24 protein-coding genes are annotated in these 21342 nt (G+C 39.9%); 7 read left to right on the top strand and 17 right to left on the bottom strand.

The annotated features are described in order from the left end of the window. The first annotated feature begins 46 nt into the window (after positions 1–46). Positions 47–2275: a photosystem I core protein PsaB gene (psaB, locus tag PL8927_RS23320; RefSeq protein ID WP_083625849.1), complete on the top strand. Its 2229-nt coding sequence runs from the start codon at positions 47–49 to the stop codon at positions 2273–2275. Between the two features lie 188 nt (positions 2276–2463). Here the strand turns inward: psaB and PL8927_RS23315 are convergent, their stop codons facing one another. From PL8927_RS23315 to PL8927_RS23305, 3 genes are all read right to left on the bottom strand, one after another. After that, positions 2464–3690, bottom strand: a complete 1227-nt coding sequence (locus PL8927_RS23315) for a DUF790 family protein (RefSeq protein ID WP_083625848.1) — start codon at positions 3688–3690, stop codon at positions 2464–2466. A 37-nt stretch (positions 3691–3727) separates the two neighbouring features. Further along, positions 3728–4213 carry a hypothetical protein gene (locus tag PL8927_RS23310; RefSeq protein ID WP_083625847.1) on the bottom strand — a complete coding sequence of 162 codons (486 nt, stop codon included), beginning with the start codon at positions 4211–4213 and terminating at the stop codon, positions 3728–3730. Between the two features lie 104 nt (positions 4214–4317). Then, positions 4318–5898, bottom strand: coding sequence for a DEAD/DEAH box helicase (locus tag PL8927_RS23305; protein ID WP_083625846.1), 1581 nt, complete (start codon positions 5896–5898; stop codon positions 4318–4320). Positions 5899–6058: 160 nt separating this feature from the next. Between PL8927_RS23305 and PL8927_RS23300 the strand changes: the two genes are divergently transcribed. Beyond that, on the top strand, positions 6059–6718 hold the full coding sequence (locus PL8927_RS23300; RefSeq protein ID WP_083625845.1) for a class I SAM-dependent methyltransferase: 660 nt from the start codon (positions 6059–6061) through the stop codon (positions 6716–6718). 16 nt (positions 6719–6734) lie between these two features. Here PL8927_RS23300 and PL8927_RS23295 read toward each other — a convergent pair whose 3' ends face one another. Further along, positions 6735–7208: a universal stress protein gene (locus PL8927_RS23295; protein WP_083625844.1), complete on the bottom strand. Its 474-nt coding sequence runs from the start codon at positions 7206–7208 to the stop codon at positions 6735–6737. A 180-nt stretch (positions 7209–7388) separates the two neighbouring features. Here PL8927_RS23295 and leuB point away from each other — a divergent pair, with 180 nt between their 5' ends. Continuing rightward, positions 7389–8477 (top strand): 3-isopropylmalate dehydrogenase, encoded by a 1089-nt coding sequence (gene leuB / locus PL8927_RS23290; protein WP_083625843.1) that lies wholly within the window; start codon positions 7389–7391, stop codon positions 8475–8477. 45 nt (positions 8478–8522) lie between these two features. Here the strand turns inward: leuB and PL8927_RS28130 are convergent, their stop codons facing one another. The 3 genes from PL8927_RS28130 to PL8927_RS23280 form a co-directional block, all read right to left on the bottom strand. Next, the gene (locus tag PL8927_RS28130; RefSeq protein ID WP_197047526.1) at positions 8523–8669 is read right to left on the bottom strand and encodes a hypothetical protein; all 147 of its coding nucleotides are present in this window, start codon (positions 8667–8669) and stop codon (positions 8523–8525) included. A 126-nt stretch (positions 8670–8795) separates the two neighbouring features. Then, positions 8796–9983, bottom strand: coding sequence for a CapA family protein (locus PL8927_RS23285; RefSeq protein WP_083625842.1), 1188 nt, complete (start codon positions 9981–9983; stop codon positions 8796–8798). Between the two features lie 47 nt (positions 9984–10030). Beyond that, a complete protein-coding gene (locus PL8927_RS23280; protein WP_083625841.1) occupies positions 10031–10825 on the bottom strand; it encodes an ABC transporter ATP-binding protein in 795 nt (264 codons plus the stop codon). Positions 10826–10915: 90 nt separating this feature from the next. On the opposite strand from PL8927_RS23280, the gene PL8927_RS23275 reads away from it, so the two are divergent. Then, entirely contained in the window at positions 10916–11698 is a 783-nt protein-coding gene (locus PL8927_RS23275) for a Uma2 family endonuclease (RefSeq protein ID WP_083625840.1), read from the top strand. A 200-nt stretch (positions 11699–11898) separates the two neighbouring features. Further along, entirely contained in the window at positions 11899–13065 is a 1167-nt protein-coding gene (locus tag PL8927_RS23270) for a GIY-YIG nuclease family protein (RefSeq protein WP_083625839.1), read from the top strand. 66 nt (positions 13066–13131) lie between these two features. Here the strand turns inward: PL8927_RS23270 and PL8927_RS23265 are convergent, their stop codons facing one another. From PL8927_RS23265 to PL8927_RS23250, 4 genes are all read right to left on the bottom strand, one after another. Then, a complete protein-coding gene (locus PL8927_RS23265; RefSeq protein ID WP_083625838.1) occupies positions 13132–14676 on the bottom strand; it encodes an HlyD family efflux transporter periplasmic adaptor subunit in 1545 nt (514 codons plus the stop codon). A 34-nt stretch (positions 14677–14710) separates the two neighbouring features. Next, positions 14711–16147, bottom strand: a complete 1437-nt coding sequence (locus PL8927_RS23260) for a hypothetical protein (protein ID WP_083625837.1) — start codon at positions 16145–16147, stop codon at positions 14711–14713. A 46-nt stretch (positions 16148–16193) separates the two neighbouring features. Then, positions 16194–16463 (bottom strand): hypothetical protein, encoded by a 270-nt coding sequence (locus PL8927_RS23255; protein WP_156093299.1) that lies wholly within the window; start codon positions 16461–16463, stop codon positions 16194–16196. A gap of 76 nt (positions 16464–16539) precedes the next feature. After that, positions 16540–17577 carry a GNAT family N-acetyltransferase gene (locus PL8927_RS23250; protein ID WP_083625836.1) on the bottom strand — a complete coding sequence of 346 codons (1038 nt, stop codon included), beginning with the start codon at positions 17575–17577 and terminating at the stop codon, positions 16540–16542. Positions 17578–18063: 486 nt separating this feature from the next. Here PL8927_RS23250 and PL8927_RS23245 point away from each other — a divergent pair, with 486 nt between their 5' ends. Beyond that, complete coding sequence (locus PL8927_RS23245) at positions 18064–18246, top strand: element excision factor XisH family protein (protein WP_231506123.1); 183 nt, start codon at positions 18064–18066, stop codon at positions 18244–18246. Further along, positions 18234–18563 carry a XisI protein gene (locus PL8927_RS23240; RefSeq protein ID WP_083625834.1) on the top strand — a complete coding sequence of 110 codons (330 nt, stop codon included), beginning with the start codon at positions 18234–18236 and terminating at the stop codon, positions 18561–18563. The genes PL8927_RS23245 and PL8927_RS23240 overlap by 13 nt, the downstream gene beginning before the upstream one ends. Before the next feature lie 120 nt (positions 18564–18683). Here PL8927_RS23240 and PL8927_RS23235 read toward each other — a convergent pair whose 3' ends face one another. The 6 genes from PL8927_RS23235 to PL8927_RS23210 all read right to left on the bottom strand — a co-directional run bounded on the left by PL8927_RS23235 (position 18684) and on the right by PL8927_RS23210 (position 21086). Beyond that, entirely contained in the window at positions 18684–19010 is a 327-nt protein-coding gene (locus PL8927_RS23235) for a contact-dependent growth inhibition system immunity protein (protein ID WP_083625833.1), read from the bottom strand. Continuing rightward, on the bottom strand, positions 19007–19408 hold the full coding sequence (locus tag PL8927_RS23230; protein ID WP_083625832.1) for an RNase A-like domain-containing protein: 402 nt from the start codon (positions 19406–19408) through the stop codon (positions 19007–19009). The genes PL8927_RS23235 and PL8927_RS23230 overlap by 4 nt, the downstream gene beginning before the upstream one ends. A gap of 162 nt (positions 19409–19570) precedes the next feature. After that, positions 19571–19894 carry a type II toxin-antitoxin system PemK/MazF family toxin gene (locus PL8927_RS23225; RefSeq protein ID WP_197047532.1) on the bottom strand — a complete coding sequence of 108 codons (324 nt, stop codon included), beginning with the start codon at positions 19892–19894 and terminating at the stop codon, positions 19571–19573. Beyond that, complete coding sequence (locus PL8927_RS23220; protein ID WP_083625830.1) at positions 19888–20121, bottom strand: antitoxin family protein; 234 nt, start codon at positions 20119–20121, stop codon at positions 19888–19890. Before PL8927_RS23220 ends, PL8927_RS23225 begins: the two co-directional genes overlap by 7 nt. 183 nt (positions 20122–20304) lie before the next feature. Further along, positions 20305–20700, bottom strand: a complete 396-nt coding sequence (locus PL8927_RS23215) for a hypothetical protein (protein ID WP_083625829.1) — start codon at positions 20698–20700, stop codon at positions 20305–20307. 17 nt (positions 20701–20717) lie between these two features. Beyond that, positions 20718–21086 carry a hypothetical protein gene (locus tag PL8927_RS23210; protein WP_197047525.1) on the bottom strand — a complete coding sequence of 123 codons (369 nt, stop codon included), beginning with the start codon at positions 21084–21086 and terminating at the stop codon, positions 20718–20720. Positions 21087–21342: the final 256 nt, after the last annotated feature.

Here is a 21342-nt window from a genome sequence, read left to right as displayed (position 1 = left end):
TTCCCCCTGAAGCGGAACAAAAAAGAACACGATTTAGTTAGGACTTATGGCAACTAAATTCCCCAAATTTAGCCAGGACTTGGCCCAAGACCCGACAACACGTCGGATTTGGTATGGGATTGCCACAGCCCATGATTTCGAGACCCATGATGGCATGACAGAGGAAAATCTTTACCAAAAGATTTTTGCCTCCCACTTCGGTCACCTCGCTATCATCTTCCTCTGGACTTCAGGCAGCCTATTCCACGTCGCTTGGCAAGGTAATTTTGAGCAATGGGTCAAAGATCCTTTAAATATTCGCCCCATTGCTCACGCCATTTGGGATCCCCAATTTGGCAAATCTGCGGTAGAAGCTTTCACCCAAGCGGGTGCTTCTAACCCAGTTGATATCGCTTACTCTGGGGTGTATCACTGGTGGTACACCATCGGGATGCGGTCAAATGCTGACCTGTATCAAGGGTCTATCTTCCTGTTGATTCTGGCTGGGATCTTCCTGTTCGCAGGTTGGTTACACCTTCAACCGAAGTATCGTCCCAGTTTGTCCTGGTTCAAGAATGCAGAATCTCGTTTGAACCACCACTTGGCAGGTCTGTTCGGGGTTAGTTCCCTGGCTTGGACTGGTCACTTGGTTCACGTTGCTATTCCTGAATCTCGTGGACAGCACGTGGGTTGGGATAATTTCCTCAGCACTCTGCCCCACCCGGCAGGTCTGGCTCCCTTCTTCACAGGCAACTGGGGTGTATACGCCCAGAGCCCGGATACAGCAAGCCATGTTTTCGGAACCTCTACAGGTTCTGGAACCGCAATCTTGACTTTCTTAGGTGGCTTCCATCCTCAAACCGAGTCTCTCTGGTTGACGGATATGGCTCACCACCATCTGGCCATCGCAGTGTTGTTCATCATTGCCGGCCATATGTACCGGACAAACTTTGGAATTGGTCATAGCATCAAAGAAATGATGAATTCCAAAGATCCTCTGTTCGGGATGAAAAATGAAGGGCCGTTCAACCTGCCTCATCAAGGGTTGTACGACACCATGAACAACTCCCTGCACTTCCAGTTAGCATTTGCTCTGGCTGCGCTGGGTGTGATCACCTCTGTGGTGGCACAGCATATGTATGCGATGCCCCCCTACGCCTTCATCGCTAAGGATTACACCACGATGGCGGCGCTGTACACCCACCACCAATATATTGCTGGGTTCTTAATGGTCGGAGCTTTCGCTCACGGGGCAATCTTCCTGGTGCGCGACTATGATGCCGAACAGAACAAAGGCAATGTCTTGGATCGGATGCTACAGCACAAAGAGGCCCTCATCTCTCACTTAAGTTGGGTGTCTCTGTTCCTCGGTTTCCACACTCTGGGCTTATATGTCCATAACGATGTCGTGGTTGCCTTTGGAACCCCTGAAAAGCAAATTCTGATTGAACCCGTTTTTGCTCAATTCATCCAAGCGACCCAAGGTAAAGCACTCTATGCCATGGATGTGTTGCTGTCGAACCCTGACAGCATCGCCAGCACCGCTTGGCCCAACTACGGTAACGTTTGGTTGCCCGGTTGGTTAGAAGCTATCAACTCTGGTAGCAACTCCTTATTCCTGACGATTGGCCCTGGGGACTTCTTAGTTCACCATGCGATCGCTCTGGGTCTGCACACCACCACCCTGATTTTGGTCAAAGGTGCGTTGGATGCTCGTGGCTCTAAGCTGATGCCCGACAAGAAAGACTTCGGCTATGCCTTCCCTTGTGATGGCCCTGGCCGTGGCGGTACTTGCGACATCTCTGCTTGGGACTCTTTCTACCTGTCGATGTTCTGGATGCTGAATACCATTGGTTGGACAACCTTCTACTGGCACTGGAAGCATCTGGGCGTCTGGCAAGGAAACGTTGCTCAGTTCAACGAATCCTCCACCTACCTGATGGGCTGGTTCCGTGACTATCTGTGGCTGAATTCGGCTCAGTTAATTAACGGCTACAACCCTTATGGAACTAATAACCTGTCGGTCTGGTCTTGGATGTTCCTCTTTGGACACCTAGTTTGGGCAACTGGATTTATGTTCCTGATCTCTTGGCGGGGTTACTGGCAAGAGTTAATCGAAACGATTGTCTGGGCACATGAACGGACTCCTCTGGCGAACCTGGTTCGTTGGAAAGACAAACCCGTTGCTCTGTCCATCGTTCAAGCTCGTGTGGTTGGTTTAGCTCACTTCACCGTTGGCTATATCCTCACCTACGCAGCCTTCCTAATTGCCTCGACTGCGGGTAAGTTCGGTTGATGTAACGTTAACTGAATCCTCGTTTGATAGGTAATTAAAAACATCCCCTACCTTCGGGTGGGGGATTTTTGTTTATGCTAAGGGAACAGGGAACAGGGAACGGGGAACAGGGAACAGGGAACAGGGAATAGAAAAAAGTTATTACCCACCCGCTCAAGTATTTGTAGCAAGCATTAAAGGATGGAATATTAGGAGGGCTTGTTTTCAATCAGTTCTAATACCGCTTTTGGCAATAACTTATCCTTAAACCAAACCACCGGAACCGGAAGATGATTAACATCAATTCCGGCATTTTCTAAATTCAATCGTTCAGAAATTGCTAAAATTAAGAAATCACATCCAGAGCGTTGAACCTGGTAAAACTTCTTCTGTAAATATTCCGGTCGCCAATAGCCAATAATCTCTAATAAAAATACCCGTCCATCGGGATGAACTAATCGAAAATCAGGAATCATTACACTCCCTGGAAGCGGAATTAAATCCACTTCTCGTTCTAATTTCCACTCCGTTTTTAACGTATTCCAACGCTCGGCAAAGGATTGTTCAATCATGCTATCATAGGGTTTACCGGGCGGATAATGACTGACTAAACCGCAATCAGAATTCAAACTAAAATAACCCGTTCTTACCACACGAGTATAGGGGTCACGTTGTTGTAATTTAGCCTTTAAACTCCATTTCGTAACGTGGAGTAACGCTGGAATCATTTTCGCTAAGGATAAACCATAGCGGGTACTCGCTTTAAATAAACTTGTCGGCCCATCAATAGTTAAAGTAAACCCTTGATCTGCATCTCCTTCAATATAGGTCATTAATTGAAATAATTTTAAATAGCGAAATAAGAGTTTATATTCCCCTGGATCATTGCGATAGGCATTAATCACAATTTTACTGGCTTGATAAAAAATTCCCTGAACTTGAGAGAGATTATAACGATGTAATAACGCCTCTGGAGTCGGGGAATCTAATTGTGTTAAAATCCGATTTTCCTGTAAATCTGCATAAAGACCCGATAGAATTTGATGGGGTAAAACCTCTCGATTTAAGTCTTGACTCAGTTGCGTTGCTAACTGTTCTAAGGTGTGTTCCGTAGACCCATAACTCGGCATTGTTTTCGCGGATAATGCAAATACTTTTTGTCGTAATTCCACAGGTTCTAAAGGACTAACGACCTCAAAAGTACAAAAACTCCCCCTTAATAAATGGGCTAACCCTCGTTTCAACCGATAATCAGGACTATCTCCTTCAAATTCCTGTAACCGTTTATTTAATTCCCCTTGGGTTTGATTCACAGATTCTTCAAAACACCGAATGACTTCCGTTGCTAAATTGATGTGTTTCGTATCAATATTTAACCGCAGGGGAATTACCGTTTCTCCCTGTTGTTTATAACTTAAAAGTTCAGAAGGTAGCATGAGAAATCAAGGTTCCTAAATTCACAACTTACTGAAATCACGCTGAATCTTTTTCGACAATTTTCTGTTCTGTAATCACCATAAATCCCCGAAGTTTACCCGTTTCTGGATTTAAACTTTGGGTTGTTCTAACTCGTTCAGAAGGATTAATCAAAGTAATGGTTTCAACCGCCCTTAATTGACCTGTTTGTTTATCCCAAACTTGAAAAACAATTATATTTTCATCCGCTTCAATGGCTATGGATTTATAATCGGCAAAGGCAGAGTCTGAACTGTCGATTAAAAGTTTTCCTTCTCCAATGACCGTCCCCAGAAAATGTTGAGTGACACATTGACCATTACTATAGGTTGTAACATTAGTTTGCACCCACTGATTTTCAACAATATTCTGGGTTAAAACCGCCGTAAATCGAGTTTTTTCTTGATAGTTCTCATCAAAAATAATCCAGTTCCCTTGCCATGTTCCTATATGTTTAGGGAAAACTTTAAAATCCTTTAATAAAGGCTGATTTGGTGAGTTCATGGTTAATTACCTTCTCAGAGTTGTAAAAAAATATTTATGATTTTAAATTCTATCATATACTAGCCATAGAAACACGGCAATTTATCAAGACTGGAGCAGCAAACCTAGAGGGTAAAATCTTGTTCTTCCTGTTCCCTGTCCCCTGTTCCCTGTTCCCTATTATATTCAGATTCTTCAGAAGTATTCCATTGTTCAGAAGATTCAGCAACTCGTTTGCTTTGAGAATTGGTGCGACCATATAAAGGAGTCGGTTGAAAAATATCTAATTGTTGATAATCAGAATTCGAGGATTTTTTCGGGGGTTGGGGTTTAGATTTCGTTTCTCCTTTGCGACGTTGAGAAGTGCGTTCTTCAGTGGTATCTTCCGTAACCACTTCATACAAAATCGCTTGTTTATTGGGAGTATTCCCTTTGCGTAAAACTCGCCCTAACCGTTGAATATATTCTCGTTCTGAACCTGTTCCTGATAAAATAATCGCAATTTTAGCATCAGGAACATCAACGCCTTCATTTAAAACATGGGATGCGACTAAAGCTTTATAATCTCCCTCTCTAAATTTTGTTAAGATTTCATGGCGTTCTTTAATCGGGGTTTGATGGGTAATAGCCGGAATTAAAAACCCTTGGGAAATGCGATAAACCGTTGAATTATCAGCCGTAAAAATCAAAGTTTTTTCAGGATAATGTTGTGCTAGTAAATCGGCTAATATTCTTAATTTTCCATTCGTACATAATGAAATATCTTTCGCCTGTCGGTGGGCTAACATTGCCCGTCTTCCTAACGGCGATCGCGCACTCAACATCACAAATTGTTTCCACCCCTCTAAACTTGATAATTTAATATTATTCTGTTTAATAAACTCATTTCTGATTTTCATTTGCTCTTGATAAATATCTCGTTCTTTAGGAGAAAGTTTAACTAAAATCTGGACAACTTTATGATTAGCTAATGCTCCGCCTGCTAACTGTTCCGGTGTTTTCCGATAAACCGTAGACCCAATTAACAGTAATAAATCACTATGTCTGCCATCTGAACGTTCAGGAGTTGCTGTTAGCCCTAACCGATAAGGTGCCAGGGAATATTCAGCAATCACTCGATAGAAATCCGTTGGTAAATGATGACATTCATCAAAAATTAATAACCCATATTTTTCTCCCAAGGTTTCACAATGAATGGTTGCACTATCATAAGTTGCCACTAAAATCGGCGTTCTATCCTTAGAACCTCCTCCTAATAACCCAATTTCAACATCAGGAAAAGCGGCTAATAAATGAGCATACCATTGGTGCATTAAATCCAAGGTTGGGACAACAATTAAGGTACTATATCCCGTGACTTGCATCGCTAATTGAGCTAAATAGGTTTTACCCGAAGCTGTGGGTAAAACCACAACCCCTTGACTCCCCACCGCTTGCCAAGCTTCTAAGGCTTCCTGTTGATGGAGATAAGGAGGCATTTCAAAACTAGGGGTTAATTGTAATGAGGTAAAATTAGGAGCTTGATCAATAAAAGGAACTTCATTTTTTCGTAAAGTTTCCACTAACGCACGATAATAATAAGCAGGAATTCTAAACTTTTCTACCCGATCATCCCAGGTAGCAAAATCAATCCAACTTTTCCCTTTTGGGGGGGGATGTAATAACAATGTACCCCGATCAAAAGATAATATGGGTGTGCGAGGCATAAGTTCCTATGATATTTTTAAGGATTGATTCTAAGTCGGGTTAATTTTTGATTAATAAATCAATATTAGAATTGTTGTACCCATTGAATCAAAATTAGTATACAATTCTTAATATTCGGATTGCCAGATCAAATTAAACCCTCCCTTAATCAACCCCATTATGTTACTTCAACGTCATCAACGGATTAAATTAGATGAGACAGATGACTCCCTATTTTACTCCTTTCCCCGGTTTGTTACTCACGTCGATGAAGGGTTTATTGATCAGTTAACTACCCTGTATCGAAACCGTCTAAAACCCCAAACTCGGATATTAGATTTAATGAGTAGTTGGGTGTCCCATCTTCCGAGTGAGATTGAATTTGCTCACGTCGAAGGACATGGAATGAATGAAGAAGAATTAGCCAAAAATTCTCAACTCGATCATTATTTTATTCAAGACTTAAACCAAAATCCTAAACTTCCCCTATCTGATCAAGATTTTGATGCCGTTTTAATCTGTGTTTCTATTCAATATTTACAATATCCTGAAGCTATTTTTTCCGAGATTCATCGAATTTTAAAACCCGGTGGAATCACAATTGTTAGCTTTTCTAATCGAATGTTTTATCAAAAAGCGATCGCAGCCTGGCGAGAAGAAACAGAAGCCAATCGACTCGAATTAGTCAAAGGATATTTGAATTCAGTTCAAAGCAACAACTTAACTGGGTTTAATCCTCCCGAAGTGATTGCAAATCAATCTAAAACTCCTCTATTTATGCAAATGTTAGGAATGGGAGGAAGTGACCCATTTTATGCTGTGATTGCCTCTCGACCTTAAAGGTAATGATTGAGTCTTAATCTTCAGGTTGTTGGACGACTAAGACAGAACATTTAACATGATGAACCACATAATTACTCACACTTCCTAAAAACAATTCTGCTAATTCTGAACGGTTACGTCTTCCGACAACCACTAAATCAGCCCCCCATTTTTTCGTCATTTCTCGAATCCAATATCCTGCTTCTCCCACTTGATATTCGGTTTCGATAGAAACTCCTTGCTGTTCAGCATAATTAACAAAGGTTGACAACCATCCCGAAACTTCATTAATTTCTTGTTCAATTAATTCATGTTGAATTTGTGCCCCATGGTTTAATCGTTGACCATATAAATCCCCAGGAGAACCTAAAATCATTGGGGATACACTAATACAATGAAACAGCTTTAACTGGCTTTTATAAACTTTAGCCAGTTGTAAGCTTTGATGAAAAACAAACTCGGCTTGGGGAGTTCGGTCAATTGCCACTAAAATTTTTTGATAATCCATATCCTTGCCCTCCTCTATCTGTTTTTATTCCGCTAACGGTGGAAATTTAAAAGCTTTTATCTTCTAGTTTAAGCTAAAGCCGACCTTTTTTGATCGAAGAATGCTATCGTTAAAGGTTGGGCGATCGCTGAATCTGCTCAACATTGTCCGACCTAATCCTTGTTGTAACTACCCAGTCTTATGAGTCAAAACTACCGCATTACTCTACTTCCTGGCGATGGAATCGGCCCTGAAATTATAGCGGTGGCGGTCGATGCGTTAAAAGTCGTTGGCAAGCAACTAAATATTACGTTCAATTTTCATCAAGCGTTGATGGGAGGAGTCGCCATTGACGCCACCGGAGAACCCCTTCCCCCAGAAACCTTAGAACAGTGTCTCAAGAGTGATGCGGTACTGTTGGCAGCCATTGGGGGATACAAATGGGACAATTTACCCCGCCATCAACGGCCAGAAACCGGGTTGTTAGGGTTACGGGCCGGATTACAATTATTTGCCAATTTGCGTCCGGCGACGATTTTACCTCATTTAATTGATGCTTCATCTTTGAAAAAAGAAATTGTGGAAGGCGTCGATATTATGGTTGTCCGCGAACTAACAGGCGGAATCTATTTTGGACAACCCAAGGGAATTTTTGAGACGGAAACCGGGGAAAAACGCGGTGTCAATACAATGGCTTACACCGAATCTGAGATTGACCGCATTGGCCGTGTGGGGTTTGAAACCGCCCAGAAGCGTCGAGGTAGACTCTGTTCTGTAGATAAGGCGAATGTCTTGGATGTGTCTCAGTTATGGCGCGATCGCATCACCTTACTCGCCTCAGAATATCCCGATGTCGAGTTATCTCATTTATATGTAGATAACGCAGCTATGCAGTTAGTTCGCGCCCCCAAACAGTTTGATACAATTGTCACGGGGAACCTATTTGGCGATATTCTCTCCGATGCGGCAGCAATGTTAACGGGAAGTATCGGAATGTTACCTTCTGCCAGTTTAGGAGCATCTGGCCCTGGGGTGTTTGAGCCTGTTCACGGGTCAGCGCCAGATATTGCGGGACAGGATAAAGCCAACCCCCTCGCCCAAGTCCTGAGCGCTGCGATGATGTTACGCTATGGTTTAGATCAACCCGTTGCTGCGGACAAGTTGGAAAATGCCGTTTTAAAAGTATTAGATTGGGGATATCGCACGGGAGATATTATGTCTGAGGGGATGAAATTAGTCGGTTGTCAACAAATAGGAGAAATGTTGTTAAAGGCGTTAGAAGAAGATTAATCAAAAATAAAGACTCGCTGCGCGGGTCTTTTGATCGACTAAAAATTATGTTGCTTTGCGTTTCATATCTGCTAGAAATACCAGTTGGTAGTTTAAGAAGCTGTCATGCCATTCTTTAAAACGGCGATCGCCATCACGCACTAACATCTGACGATATTGTTCAGAAGGGATGTAATGCTTTCTGGTTGCCATAGTGCTTATCTACCCAATTATTATTAGACTCTATTTATATAATCACATAGTCACATAATCTTGCACAATTTACCTCAGTCTTTAGAAAGATTTTTGGGGATGACACCAGGGTCAGAAACCCGGTTTCTATTGGAAGGAATTCAGATGACGATTCATATTCTTTAAGTCGATTTCTAATTGTTGATAATCTGAGGGCGATAATAATGGGTCTTTCCGAGATTTTAACACCTGTTCAATTGGAAGAACTCGAAACTGATATTTTCCATTCTGGCTATAGCGATGTACCCAAGTGGGTATCGCTTTAATATCTTTAATTTCAGTGGTTTCATCGGGGAAATGTTTTAAAATATTAACTTTAAAAACCACTCCCAAATCTCGATATTTTTCCCGTTGATTAGAGATAAAATTCCCCATAGAATAAATCACAACTGCTTTTTTAGGTTTTCCTAACTTGTCAGTTTGTTCAATAATTTGATAGGGTTGGACAACATGGGGATGACTACCTAAAATAATATTAGCCCCGGCATTCACTAACTGTTTTACTAAGGCTTTTTGTTCAGCATTGGGTTGACGTTGATATTCTAAGCCAAAATGTAAAATAACGGTAACAAGATCGACCCCAGATTGACGAGCTTTAGTAATATCTTGAGTAATTTTTTTGGCATCAATAAGAGACACTAAATAATTTTTACCTTTAGGAATTGGGATGCCGTTTGTTCCATAACTATAGCCTAAAATCGCCATAGAAATATTATTCTTTTCAACGATAACAATTTTAGCAGCTTCTTGAGCAGAGGTAGCTGTCCCAACTGGAATTAAACCTCGTTTTTTAACATTTTCTAAGGTTTTTAAAACGCCTTTTTCTCCTCGATCTAAGGAATGATTATTAGTCGTAGAAATAATATTAAACCCGGCTTTTTTGATCGCATCAGCTAGGGGATCTGGGGCATTAAATAAAGGATATCCAGTATACCCGGTTTCTGGGCCTGCTAAAGTCGTTTCTAAGTTACCAATAATCCAATTTCCAGAAGATAAAATCCCTTTAACTTCAGTAAAAAAATTATCATAATTATAGGTTTTTGTAGTTGGGTTATAACCGGATTTAATTTGTGCGCCGTGCATCATCAGATCACCCACCGCCACTAATTCTGCTGCTTTTGTATAGGGTTGAGGTTTAGGCGGTTGAGTCGCGGTGACTTCGGCGACTTCTGATGTTGTTGTCGGGGTTATATTGCGATCGCATCCCCCAAATAACATTAAAAAACTACTGGTTAATATTAAAGTAATTAAGTGATTTTTTGATCTAATATTCATGAATTTACCTTTAGTTTTTTATGATTGTATCACATTTAAACAATAATTTATCCCAATAAAAGGGCATCATCCGTTAAAGCTTCTTGTTGCTGTTGTTCAAATAACTGGAGTAAGTCAGTAACCGTTAACCCCTGACGTTGGGAACCGGAAATATCAAAAATAATTTTTCCTTCATGTAACATTAAGGTGCGATCGCCTAAATCTAAAGCTTGACGCATACTATGAGTCACCATCAAGGTTGTTAATCGGTTTTCATTTACAATTTCACGGGTTAATTGTAGAATATAATTTGCCGTTTTTGGGTCAAGGGCTGCCGTATGTTCATCGAGGAGTAAAACTTGATGGGGAGCTAAGGTTGACATTAATAAACTTACCGCTTGACGTTGACCTCCTGATAATAATCCCATGCGATCGCTTAAACGATTTTCCAAGCCTAAATTTAACCGGGCTAACTGCGAGCGAAATTGATCTCGTAAGCGATGATTTAAGGCAGAATGAAACCCTCTTAAAGACCCTCGACGATAGGCTAAAGCTAAGTTTTCTTCAACGGTTAAATTAGCACAGGAACCCGCTAAAGGATTTTGAAAAACTCTCGCCACAAATTTAGCTCGTTTTGAGGATGACCAAGTTGTTACCTCTTGATAATTAATCCAAACCTTACCCGAATTGGGAATAATATCTCCGGTTAAAACATTCAATAATGTTGATTTTCCCGCTCCATTACTACCAATAACCGTCACAAACTGACCTTCAGGAATCGTTAGATTAATTTCTCTGAGTGCAATTTTTTCTAAAGCCGTCCCTAGATTAAACGTAACATTAACGAATTCAGTTTTAATCATAGTTTATGAGCAATTAAAAATCGAGTGTTAATTTGGAATTTATCAATTATAATTATGGAATTAAAAACTATTTTTCGGCTGAGGAACACGATGACTGCTCGTTTACCCGTTCTGGTTCCGCAGTTTAACATTACCTGGCCCCGGTTGCCAGATAACTTTATTTTGCCAGATGATCCCGTGGAAAATACAGACCATCCCCTTTTAGCAACAGCACTGCGACTCGCTCTCAGTGATTTACCGGATAAATGCGACAATGCTTTAATCACCAGTAATTTTGCCCTCTGTGCCGCCATTAACAGCCGCATGATCTGTAAAGCACCGGACTGGATGTATGTGCAACCTGTGGAACCTTGGCTCCACAGTTATCCCCGTCGTAGCTATACCCCCCATACAGAAGGGCCAATTCCAACGGTGGTGATGGAATTTCTCTCGGAGACCTACGGAGAGGAATATTCCGTTGAGTCCCAACAACGCATCGGGAAATGGTTATTTTATGAACAAATTATCCGTGTTCCTACTTATGTAATTTTTCGACCGGATACCTCCCACTTAGAAGTTTACCGTTTACAGTCGGAACGGTATCAATTGCAACCTCCAGATGAAACGGGACGCTATTGGATAACGGGTTTAGACCTCTATCTCGGACTGTGGGAGGGTTCTAGGGAGGGCAGAACCGGGTCTTGGTTGCGGTGGTGGAGTCCCCAAGGAGAAATTTTAGTTTGGCCAGAAGAAGCCAGGGAACAGGAACGCCAAAGAGCAAATCTTGCTGAACAACGGGCTGAAGAAGAACACCAACGGGCGGAAGAAGAACGCCAACGGGCTGAACGTTTAGCAGAAAAACTTCGTGAATTAGGAGTTAATTTAGAAGATTGAGGATGAAGAAAATCGTTAATTTTGCAATAATTTAAACATCTCTAAGTTTTAGAGATTGATTGATAGTTCAATTCGATCACCAGACTCGGCTTTTTAACAATTATTCAGATTTTTTATCAACCCAATATGAGATAGGAAGTGAATCAAACCTTTGGGAATAAAGGCTATCCGTTAAGATCATAAGTGAGGTTTTAATCAATATGGCAGAGCTAGAAGGTAATATTTATCTATTACAAGCTGAAGGGACAAAACGATTTAAAATTGAAATGTCTAAGCAGGTATTAACGCGGAATCAAATCCTTAATGATCAGGTTCCCTATGCGTTAAAAGTGATCGAAATATTTAGTAGTCCTGAACCTCAAAAAGATCAAGCAAAACTGCATGAAATTTTTGCCTATCGTCATTTACAAAGTGATTGGTTTGAGTTTGATTCTCCCGAATATGCAACTCGCTTAATTCAAGACTATTTCCGTTTGCGTCAAGAAACCCATCACCAAATTAACACCCTTTCCCAGCATTTAAAATCTTCAACGCAAAAATTAAAAAATGCAGAAGAGAAATTAAATCGCCTGGAACAAGACTTTCAAAAGTTGCAACAGGAACGCGATCGCCTGTTTGAATTTAAAGTTGCCATTCAAAGAGATATGACCCGAATTCTTTCTCGTTTAGAATCTCATGGATTAAATGGAAATAGTATTTACACCGAACAATCCTTAAGACATACCGCCATGAGTCAAATCCGTTATCGCTTAGGTGTTGCTCAACAAAAACGCTGTTTACAGTTAGGTGATACCGTGATTATGGTGGGGTTTTCCTTGTTTGAATATGAACCTAAATTTGAACAATTTAAAACCTGTTTAGACAAATATTCCATTAGCGCAGGTGAAGAATATACGGAAGATACATCTTTATTAGAAGCGGGAGTTCCCCTGGGAATTTATTTTACAACGGATAAACCTTATGCTCGTTTAGAAATTGAAATACCCCGACGATATTGGGCTTTACCGGGGATGGTTCCCGAACTGTTTAAAGAATTAAAAGAAGTGGGATGTGAGGTGCGTTATTGTCGCTTAGTTCATGTGGATGAAGATGGCGATACAGGGGAATTAGGGTTTATTCCTTGTGATAGTTTAGATGAAATTTGGCATCAAGTTTTAACCCAAATTAGACCCTTGGGAATTCAAACTTTATTGCGTCAACAGGGAAGTTTAATTGAGTTAAGTCCAGAAAGCACTCGTGTCGGTGTTACCAGTCGAACCTTAGTGAAAATGATTCAGGAGAAAATTCCTAATCTTGAATCTGCTTTTGAAGAAATATTAGGAATTCGCTTTTGTGTAAATGTTGAATTAATCAATGATTCTCCTTAACCTCTGTAATTGTTCTTGAATTCATCGTAATTTTAAATTACACACTATTTTTACAGTAACTCATCTCTAAATTTTCCACCAAGGGAATAGTTTAAGAACTTCTCTTTGAATCACTTGATAAACTCTCATATTATGAGTTTCAAAATGAGCCTCTCCCATTAATCCGGGTTGTAATTTTTGATCCGCATTATCAATGGATATTTTGACTTGTAGCACAGATTTTTGATTAGATTCATCGGATTTAATCACAGGTGGAATATTTTGAATTTTGGCTTGATACTGATGAGGAGTAGCCTGACGAGGTTTAAAAATAACAGGTGAAGTCGGATTAATTAAATCAATATCTTCTTGGCGAATTTCAACTAATCCAGTTAGGGTTAATAAATTAACAACATTTAGAATTTCTCGACCCACTTCTAAGGTTTGATGATTGACTAAATCCAAATCAGGAGTAATTACAGTTCCCGGAATATTAGATTTAATTATCAGTTGTTGTTTTTGTTGTTGTAAACGATTAAATTCTGATTCTTTTTGGGTCAATAACTTTTGTTGAGCCATAAGTTCAGCTAAAGCAGCATCAACTTCTTTTTGCGCCGATACTCTCTCTGCTAGTTTTTGTTGAACTTGGTATTGAGTTTCATCTAACTCTTGTTCTAAGAAATCAGTCACTTCATTAATTTGTTCAGATTTTAACTCAATCGTTTGATTTTTTTGAGCAATTAATTGTTCTGTCTGTCGGATTTGATTTTGTTTTTGATTAATCTGTTGCTGACGGGTAAAAATTTGCTGTTGTTGTTGATTAATTTCGCCCTTAAGAGCTTCTATTTTCTGCTCATCATCAACCAGGGAAAAAACGGATAAGGCGCCTTCTTGAACCGCTAATTTTCTTTGCTTCATTGCTGTTTCAGCCATATCTAGCTGTTTTTTTAAGCTTTCTATTGAAATTTCAATCGTTTCAATTTCACTATAAATTCCTGAAATCTCATTTTCTAATCCCGAAATTTGATTTCTAACCCCTAAAATTTCATTTTGAATTCCTTGCTGTTCATTTTGAATTCCTCGAATTTTTGGAAATTGATTTTCTGTAGTTGCTTTCTGGAGTTCTTCGCGCTTCTTTTGAAGCTTTTGTTCAGCAATCATTTGTGATGTTTTAGCAATTTCTAGTTGAGATTGAGCTAAAAATAACTTTTGTTGATTAATCGTAATAGAAGCTTTATTTTCTGCTAAAGCTTCTTGTGTATCAGCGATTTGTTTATCTAACTCTGGACTTGAAATTGTAGCAAGAATATCCCCCGGTTTTACAATTTGATTGGAACGAACCCGGAGACTTAAAATTCCCATTTGAGGCATTGTAACAGATTGACGTTTTTCTACGGTTGAGGTAATCGTTGTTTTGCCATTCAATCGTGGATTTAGAGGAATCATCCCAATACTAATTAATCCTAATATAATCATCCCCCCAGTTAATCCCCGATGAGAAAATATCGATTTAGAACTAGAAATAGATTCCGAAGATTGGACAGGTTGAGGAATAGAACTATCTTGAATACTAGGAGGAACAACTTTTAAAGGTTGACGAGGTTGTAATATTTTTTTGGGGTGTGTTGTCATGGTAGAATCTCTCCTTAAGTTAATGATTAATTCGTTAATTTTTTTTGATTCCGGGCTTTTTATTAGGCATAAAATAGTAAATTAACCAAAGTGTCAATAACATAAAAAACAAGGTAGGAATGTGAACCAAGAACCAATCTAAAATTCTGATCCACAGAAACCCTAAAACAAAGTAAATATAGAGAAAACTGAAGGGAGCATAAAACGCTAAAAACCAAGTATTATGAGGGGATTCATGAATCGGTTTTCCGGTCAATAAGTTTTTATAAAATTGAAAAGATCGGCTGCGAAGGTTGTTAATTCCAGTTAAAGCAACCATCAGATAATAACCATCAAATTTAGAAAGGGGATTGAGGTTAAGAGCAATAGTTAATAAGGCGGCGGTCATTAATAAATAACTGGTGGTATATAACGCACTACTTGGATTTGACCAATTCCATAATAATAAACCGATGGCGGCAATAATTAACTGAACTAACACTCCCGCAGCTACTACTAAAACCCGTTGATAGCGTTTGACTAAACAATAACTATCCGTTGTATTGGTATAAGCCGCAGGCATAAACATAATCATTAATAATCCAATTTCAGGAACAATCCCGCCATAATGTTTTAAGGTAAAAGCGTGTCCTAATTCATGGAGTGTCACAACTAATAGGGTTAATAATCCCAGAGGAATGATTAAAGAACTGCCAGCATTATTAATCAGTTGTTCTCCCATCAGGATAATTTCTGACGTTTGAGAATATCCAATAATTCCAGAAAGGGTGAGAAATAGAATTAACAATATTGTAAAGAATTGGCTCCAAATCCAACGAATTTTATCAATCTTTTGAGTTAACCAAAAATCAGGATTAAACAAAGGAATCCTAAAATAAAGCAACTGCATCGGATTAAATTTGCGTTTCGGAGGTGGCGGGGGTGTAGTTCCCTCTAACATTCCCGTTACAGTTAACAGTTGTAATAATTGTCTGATATAGCTTTGAGAAATACAAAATTCTGCTGCAATGATCTCAGGAGAATTATATTCTAATTGATCAATAATGGTTTTATCTTGTTGACTCACTTGAATAAATTTCACGTCTTCAGGATTTCGCAGTATCCAATAACCATCAGGATGTTCAATCCAATGAACACAGGTTTTAAGTTGTATCCCTGTTTGTTGATGCTCCGGGGATAAAATATTGAGATCAATGAGTTTTTGTAATAAATGAATAACAAAATTAGGGTCTAAGGGATTTTCAACTTCTTTTTGACAGAACTTTTGAACCTTAGAAACGGTAAATTGTCCTGTAAAATAACGTAAGGCAAACCCTTCTAAAGCAGAAAAGGTATGAACAACAGAACCATTTTTAGCCTTCAGAATAATCCGATCTGAATTAGGAGATTTGGCTAATTTCCAATAGGGGGTTAAGTCAGGACAAATCCAATCTAATAGGGGTATAGCTTCAAGGTAATTCTCAGCATTCATGGTTATAAAAAGATAGAAACTTGTTGATTGATCTTAGACTTAATTTTTAGTGATCACGATGAATAAGATCAACCCATCGATAGTTGTTTATATTACTGATGGGTCTGGGGGATTGAGGCGGGGGAGAGCTAGAAACTCGAACTAAATTGAGAATAATGACAGCCAATAGAATCGAGGTTAAAAATACAATATCTCTAAAGTAATTAGCTTCTTGAAATCGCTGTCCACAGGTGGAACAAAATTTATCTTGAGGGTGGTCAGGATGGGCGGTAATATGACATTTAGGTTGACCATGACGATTGCGAGGGCAAGACATAGATTCCTCCACCGTTCTAAAAATATTGAGATTAATCTGCATCGATAGCAACTTCAATGCAGATCTAAAACTACTATCAATTCAATTCAGTTGCAGGTTTAAAAATTAATTGACCATCGGGAGTTCGGAGAACATAACCTTGAGAATCTCGTTCAACATCACAAAACCGATAACGACCAAAATCATCGCGTTTTAAACGAATTACTCCCTCTACAAATTCATAGGCTGGTAAATGAAATTGAGGAATTCCTTGATACTCAACAACTTTCCCCAATTCATCATAAACGGGAGGACAAACCACTAAATAACCATTTTGATCAAACACCCATTGATTTGTGCCTGGATCTCTTAAGGGAGTAGGATAAATGGGAGAACCTGTTGTGGTTTTGATTATTTGTTTTTGGTCATTTGTTAGAGGCATTAAAAACACGATTTCACCCTGAGAATTACGAATTAATTCTTGGGTTTCAGGGTCGCGTAAAGGAATGGCTCCGGGTGTGGGTAATTCTACGTCTAAAAGTTCAGGAGTGGGGGGATGTAAACTCGGTAATTCTTGATCAGGAGCGAGATCATAATGGCGGGTATATTGGACAGCCGATTTAGTAAATCCTGCCCGTTGTAACAGCGCTTGCACTCCCGTTTGATCGGCGGCTATCATTAAATCTATATCCGTTACTTTCAATTCTTCTGCTTGAGCGATCGCAGCTTCTGCTAACAGTTGAATACCTTGGGCTTGACGGTGTTCCGGTTGCACATATAACCCCAAAACTGACCCCACTCGACGGGGAACAAAGGGATGATCTAAATTGTATTCTTCCTGCATCGTTTGAGGCAGGATTTGAGGCGGTTTTTCGTTATAAAAATAAGTGAATAAACAGCCAACAAGGGTTTGATCATGTTCTAATACCCAACAAAAAGATAAGGGTTTTTCTAGTAAGCGTGTGATATAATGTTCAAAGTTAAAATTCGGTTGAATTAACATTGAGGGGTCAATCGATTCTCGTTCCTCGGCAAATGCTTTCCAAAGCGGAGCGATCGCACTAGCATCTTCAACCGTCGCTAAACGGCAGGTATAGGACTGGGTTTGGGAATGGTTAGAAGTCGTCGTAATCATCGTTTTCGCCCTTTTTGGTTTGGTTCTAATTATTTAAACGGCGATCGCACTTCTTTTATTCCATTCCCCGGTAAAATTTTTTTCCAGTTATCTGTTAAGCCTACTCACTCTCTCGATCAAGCCTTGAAGTCCGGGGTGAGAGTGAGGGAAAATTAATCTGACGACAAAGTGTTAAATTAATCCTAGAAAATTTTGGGCGCTCGCGTAGATTAAGAAACCGGGTTTCTTCCTAAATATTTCGGGCGGGGGGATAAAGAAACCGAGGATTCTTAACAATCTCGGTTACTTTCGAGAAAAGTCTAAAAAATTTAGTAAAATAGAATGATCCAGGTGAGTGAATTTCATACAGCTTTAGGACAAACGCTTAACTATAGCAGTCCTAAATAGGTCGTAATATTTTATCGTAGGGGTTGGGTCTCCAAACCCTCTTTTCGCCTGGGTTTGGAGACCAAACCCCTACAAAACTTTTTCACAAATCATTTAGGATTGCTATATCGTTCAGCACTGAGAAAAAAACAACCCGATCGCCTTCTGTATTTAGCTGTTCCTTCTGAAGTTTATCGGGAATTTTTTTTGATCCAATTTATTCAGGAAGTTATTGCCGAACATCGCTTAAAGTTACTTGTTTTTGAGCCAAGCCAACAGGAGATTGTTTTATGGAAGGAATAAATTATTCAGAGTTAGTTCAGACTGTCTTAAAAAGACATACAGCCAATCATTTATCTGAAGATACAGAAAAAGAGTTAATTCTTGATAAAGAGAGCGATCACTATCTTTTAGTTCATGTAGGTTGGGAAAATCAAGAGCGAGTTTATGGTTGTGTGGTTCATGTAGATATCAAAGATGGGAAAATTTGGATTCAGCGCGATTTAACAGAATCAGGAATTGCTAACGAATTGGTAGAATTAGGTGTACCGAAAACGGATATTGTTTTGGGATTTCGAGCGCCTTATGTGCGACAGTTTACAGGGTTTGCAGTGGCTTAAATGTTGATTCTGAAAAGGCGATCGCGTGGATTAAGAAACCGGGTTTCTTCCTAAATATCTCGGTGGGGATGCCAAAGTTATCGTAGAAACCCGGTTTCTGAGAGAGGGGTGATCACGGCTTTATGCTAATAGAGGGATTCTGGTAAAAACTCCTTGTTTCAAAGATATCTGCACCCACAGTAGCCAATCTGAATGAGATATATTATAAACTCTAGGATTGTAGTAGCATTTTAAGTCGGACTCTAGGAAATTTTTTAATTTCTCTGTTTCGAGATTAAGTGAAAGTAACTGCTCGATTTCTTTGATAGTTTGTTGCACTTGGGAAATTGATTCGTCTTTGAGATAATTGCGGATAATTCCCAGAGCATCCGGTGCTTCTAAATCCCAATCTTGATGGAAGTAAGCACTGCAAAATTGAGCGAGGGCGGGAAATTGTTGTTCGGTCATGGTTCTGGGTATGCTGTTAGAATATAGTATCCTAATCGTAATGTAGAATCTCTTCTGAAAAGGATTTGTAGGTTGTGATCGGGTACGGTACTAGGGGCACCACGAGTTAGAGTAACGCCGATGGGATTAGTAGCAGTATGGTTGATTTGTAACCGTGAGGAATTACCACTAAGCCAGTTGGTAATTTGAGTTTGGTTAGCATTGATCGCGTCTGATATGGCTTGTTCGGCAATTTCTCGATTCAGGAAGGATGATGCTCTGGGGAGAGTTATTTGAGTCGCGAGTCGATTAGCGAGTTCGGTTTCTGTTAAATCAACGTGCCGTGCTAATGTATGTCCTCCGGCTGATTCATGGGCTGTTAGACCTCCACCTGGAGTTATATTAGTAAAATCGGTCACAGGTAAGTTTTTGATGAGATTTTCGGAGTTGGGGAAGCGCGATCGCTTGTTATTTTTGGCGGATAATAGTCAATATGCGATCGTCACTAAGACAAGACTCCTTTTTTACAGCTACCACAGCCCTTAGAAACCCGGTTTCTTAGAGAAAGTCTTTTTACTGAGCTACTCAGCAAACATTTCGGCTAAAATCTTTAAAACAGCTTGCTGTTCATCTAGGCTAATTTGTCCTAGCTGTTTGACTAATCTAGTTCGATCGACCGTTCTAATTTGGTCGAGAACTATTTGTCCTTCTTTCCCTTGAAACTGACAAGTAACTCTGGTTGGGTAAGGTTGACCTTTAGTGGTCATCGGTGCCACGATAACTGTAGCAATATGATGATTCATCTCATCAGGAGAAATTACTACACAAGGTCGAGTTTTCTGAATTTCACTACCAACAGTGGGATCGAGATTAACTAAAAAAACGTCGAACCGATTCACTACCATTGCCATTCTTCAATTTCCCAATTGGTAGTGCTAACATCATCAAGTAGCTGGTCATCTTTTTTTTGTGCCATGATCGCAAGTTTTTCATCCCAACCAATACGCCGAGGGACTGTTGTTATATAAGATGATTGGATTAATAATTCCACTTCTGTACCTTCAGTCAGATCGCAGGGATTATTTAAGATGAATGTGCCATTACGGTATGTGGCTCTGAAAATCTGGGGCATGAGCTATTACCCTAAATTTAGTTAGCCTTTATCCTACTACAATTGATCTAGTTTTGTCAAAGTGGGAAAGGAGCGATCGCACTCCGTTTAACTTACAGAAACAGAGGGAGCGCGTGGTTTTGGGAAAGGGCGATCGCACAGGTTTCTGTTTGTTGAATTTTTGGGTAAGGGCGATCGCACCTATTAGGCAGTTAACAGTATTGGCAATTCGCTAACTTGCTGAAACTGCTGTCGAATTTGAGCAAGGATATTTTCATCTAAGCTTTCAATATCATAAGCGCTACTATCTACTGCGGTGATAGTTAACCAAGGCTGATTTTCATTTAAACGGTTGCCTTGAAATTTGCCGTCAATTACTTGGGTAATTCCTGCTGCTAATTCTAGCAATAATGTACCGGAGATCCATTGCTGATTATCGGCAATTTGATGGAGTCGTTCGGCTGTTGTTCCAAGACATTCTAGGTGGGAAATTTGCCACTGGCTGGTTAAAACTGTGGGTGCGATCGCTTGTAAAATATCTATCAGATTTATAGCTAAGAAACCATCAGTAGTTTCGTCGGTAATAGTAATGCCTTGCATGGTTTTAACTCCGATTTTTAGGGTAAATCTAGGGGAGAACCGCCGCCACCTTGTCTCTTAAAACCCGATCGCGGGCCGATTTGAGGATCGTTGAGTTGCCACAGATGTTGATGAGGGGGTGGCGCATGATTGGGACGTGGATTGCCGTTTCTATAGGTGGGACTGGTGAAGTCAATGTCGCGGATTGGATAGCCGTTAGCATCAAATTCACGAGCCTGATAGATTCTATTGTTAATTATGTCCCATCGCAGTTGTGAATGTGGGCCAGTAGCGTTGGTATCGGGTAGGGGTTTGTTACCACTGGGTAAGCGATTTGGCTCTTGTTCCTCAAATACTGGTGTACCATCGGCATAGCGTGAGTGGATTATTCGATCAGAGGTGGACATGGCTCTATTTTATGGTTGGAGCTTGTCCTATAGTAAGGGGTTCTGAGGGCGATCGATCTTCTAATTATAGCATCGCAAAGGTTTCTGTTTGTTGAATTTTTGGGTAAGGGCGATCGCTTGAGTTTAGCATCAGGCAATTGTTGTTTTGATCGTTAATATTTTTTGCGTCTAGCTAGACCAAAAATACTAAACAGTAGTAACCCTATTCCTGCCCAAACAGAATATTTACTTTTTATTGTTTGCCTCCTGATTTATT

The organism is Planktothrix serta PCC 8927 (genome assembly GCF_900010725.2).
Lineage (GTDB): Bacteria > Cyanobacteriota > Cyanobacteriia > Cyanobacteriales > Microcoleaceae > Planktothrix > Planktothrix serta.
Note: the sequence above shows the minus strand (reverse complement) of the source record. Positions and strands in the feature narration are given on the sequence as shown.

Coding starts and splice junctions, on each gene's coding strand:
- psaB (WP_083625849.1), top strand. CDS start 47: ATGGCAACTAAATTCCCCAAATTTAGCCAGGACTTGGCCCAAGACCCG.
- PL8927_RS23315 (WP_083625848.1), bottom strand. CDS start 3,690: ATGCTACCTTCTGAACTTTTAAGTTATAAACAACAGGGAGAAACGGTA.
- PL8927_RS23310 (WP_083625847.1), bottom strand. CDS start 4,213: ATGAACTCACCAAATCAGCCTTTATTAAAGGATTTTAAAGTTTTCCCT.
- PL8927_RS23305 (WP_083625846.1), bottom strand. CDS start 5,898: ATGCCTCGCACACCCATATTATCTTTTGATCGGGGTACATTGTTATTA.
- PL8927_RS23300 (WP_083625845.1), top strand. CDS start 6,059: ATGTTACTTCAACGTCATCAACGGATTAAATTAGATGAGACAGATGAC.
- PL8927_RS23295 (WP_083625844.1), bottom strand. CDS start 7,208: ATGGATTATCAAAAAATTTTAGTGGCAATTGACCGAACTCCCCAAGCC.
- leuB (WP_083625843.1), top strand. CDS start 7,389: ATGAGTCAAAACTACCGCATTACTCTACTTCCTGGCGATGGAATCGGC.
- PL8927_RS28130 (WP_197047526.1), bottom strand. CDS start 8,669: ATGGCAACCAGAAAGCATTACATCCCTTCTGAACAATATCGTCAGATG.
- PL8927_RS23285 (WP_083625842.1), bottom strand. CDS start 9,983: ATGAATATTAGATCAAAAAATCACTTAATTACTTTAATATTAACCAGT.
- PL8927_RS23280 (WP_083625841.1), bottom strand. CDS start 10,825: ATGATTAAAACTGAATTCGTTAATGTTACGTTTAATCTAGGGACGGCT.
- PL8927_RS23275 (WP_083625840.1), top strand. CDS start 10,916: ATGACTGCTCGTTTACCCGTTCTGGTTCCGCAGTTTAACATTACCTGG.
- PL8927_RS23270 (WP_083625839.1), top strand. CDS start 11,899: ATGGCAGAGCTAGAAGGTAATATTTATCTATTACAAGCTGAAGGGACA.
- PL8927_RS23265 (WP_083625838.1), bottom strand. CDS start 14,676: ATGACAACACACCCCAAAAAAATATTACAACCTCGTCAACCTTTAAAA.
- PL8927_RS23260 (WP_083625837.1), bottom strand. CDS start 16,147: ATGAATGCTGAGAATTACCTTGAAGCTATACCCCTATTAGATTGGATT.
- PL8927_RS23255 (WP_156093299.1), bottom strand. CDS start 16,463: ATGTCTTGCCCTCGCAATCGTCATGGTCAACCTAAATGTCATATTACC.
- PL8927_RS23250 (WP_083625836.1), bottom strand. CDS start 17,577: ATGATTACGACGACTTCTAACCATTCCCAAACCCAGTCCTATACCTGC.
- PL8927_RS23240 (WP_083625834.1), top strand. CDS start 18,234: ATGGAAGGAATAAATTATTCAGAGTTAGTTCAGACTGTCTTAAAAAGA.
- PL8927_RS23235 (WP_083625833.1), bottom strand. CDS start 19,010: ATGACCGAACAACAATTTCCCGCCCTCGCTCAATTTTGCAGTGCTTAC.
- PL8927_RS23225 (WP_197047532.1), bottom strand. CDS start 19,894: ATGGTAGTGAATCGGTTCGACGTTTTTTTAGTTAATCTCGATCCCACT.
- PL8927_RS23220 (WP_083625830.1), bottom strand. CDS start 20,121: ATGCCCCAGATTTTCAGAGCCACATACCGTAATGGCACATTCATCTTA.
- PL8927_RS23215 (WP_083625829.1), bottom strand. CDS start 20,700: ATGCAAGGCATTACTATTACCGACGAAACTACTGATGGTTTCTTAGCT.
- PL8927_RS23210 (WP_197047525.1), bottom strand. CDS start 21,086: ATGTCCACCTCTGATCGAATAATCCACTCACGCTATGCCGATGGTACA.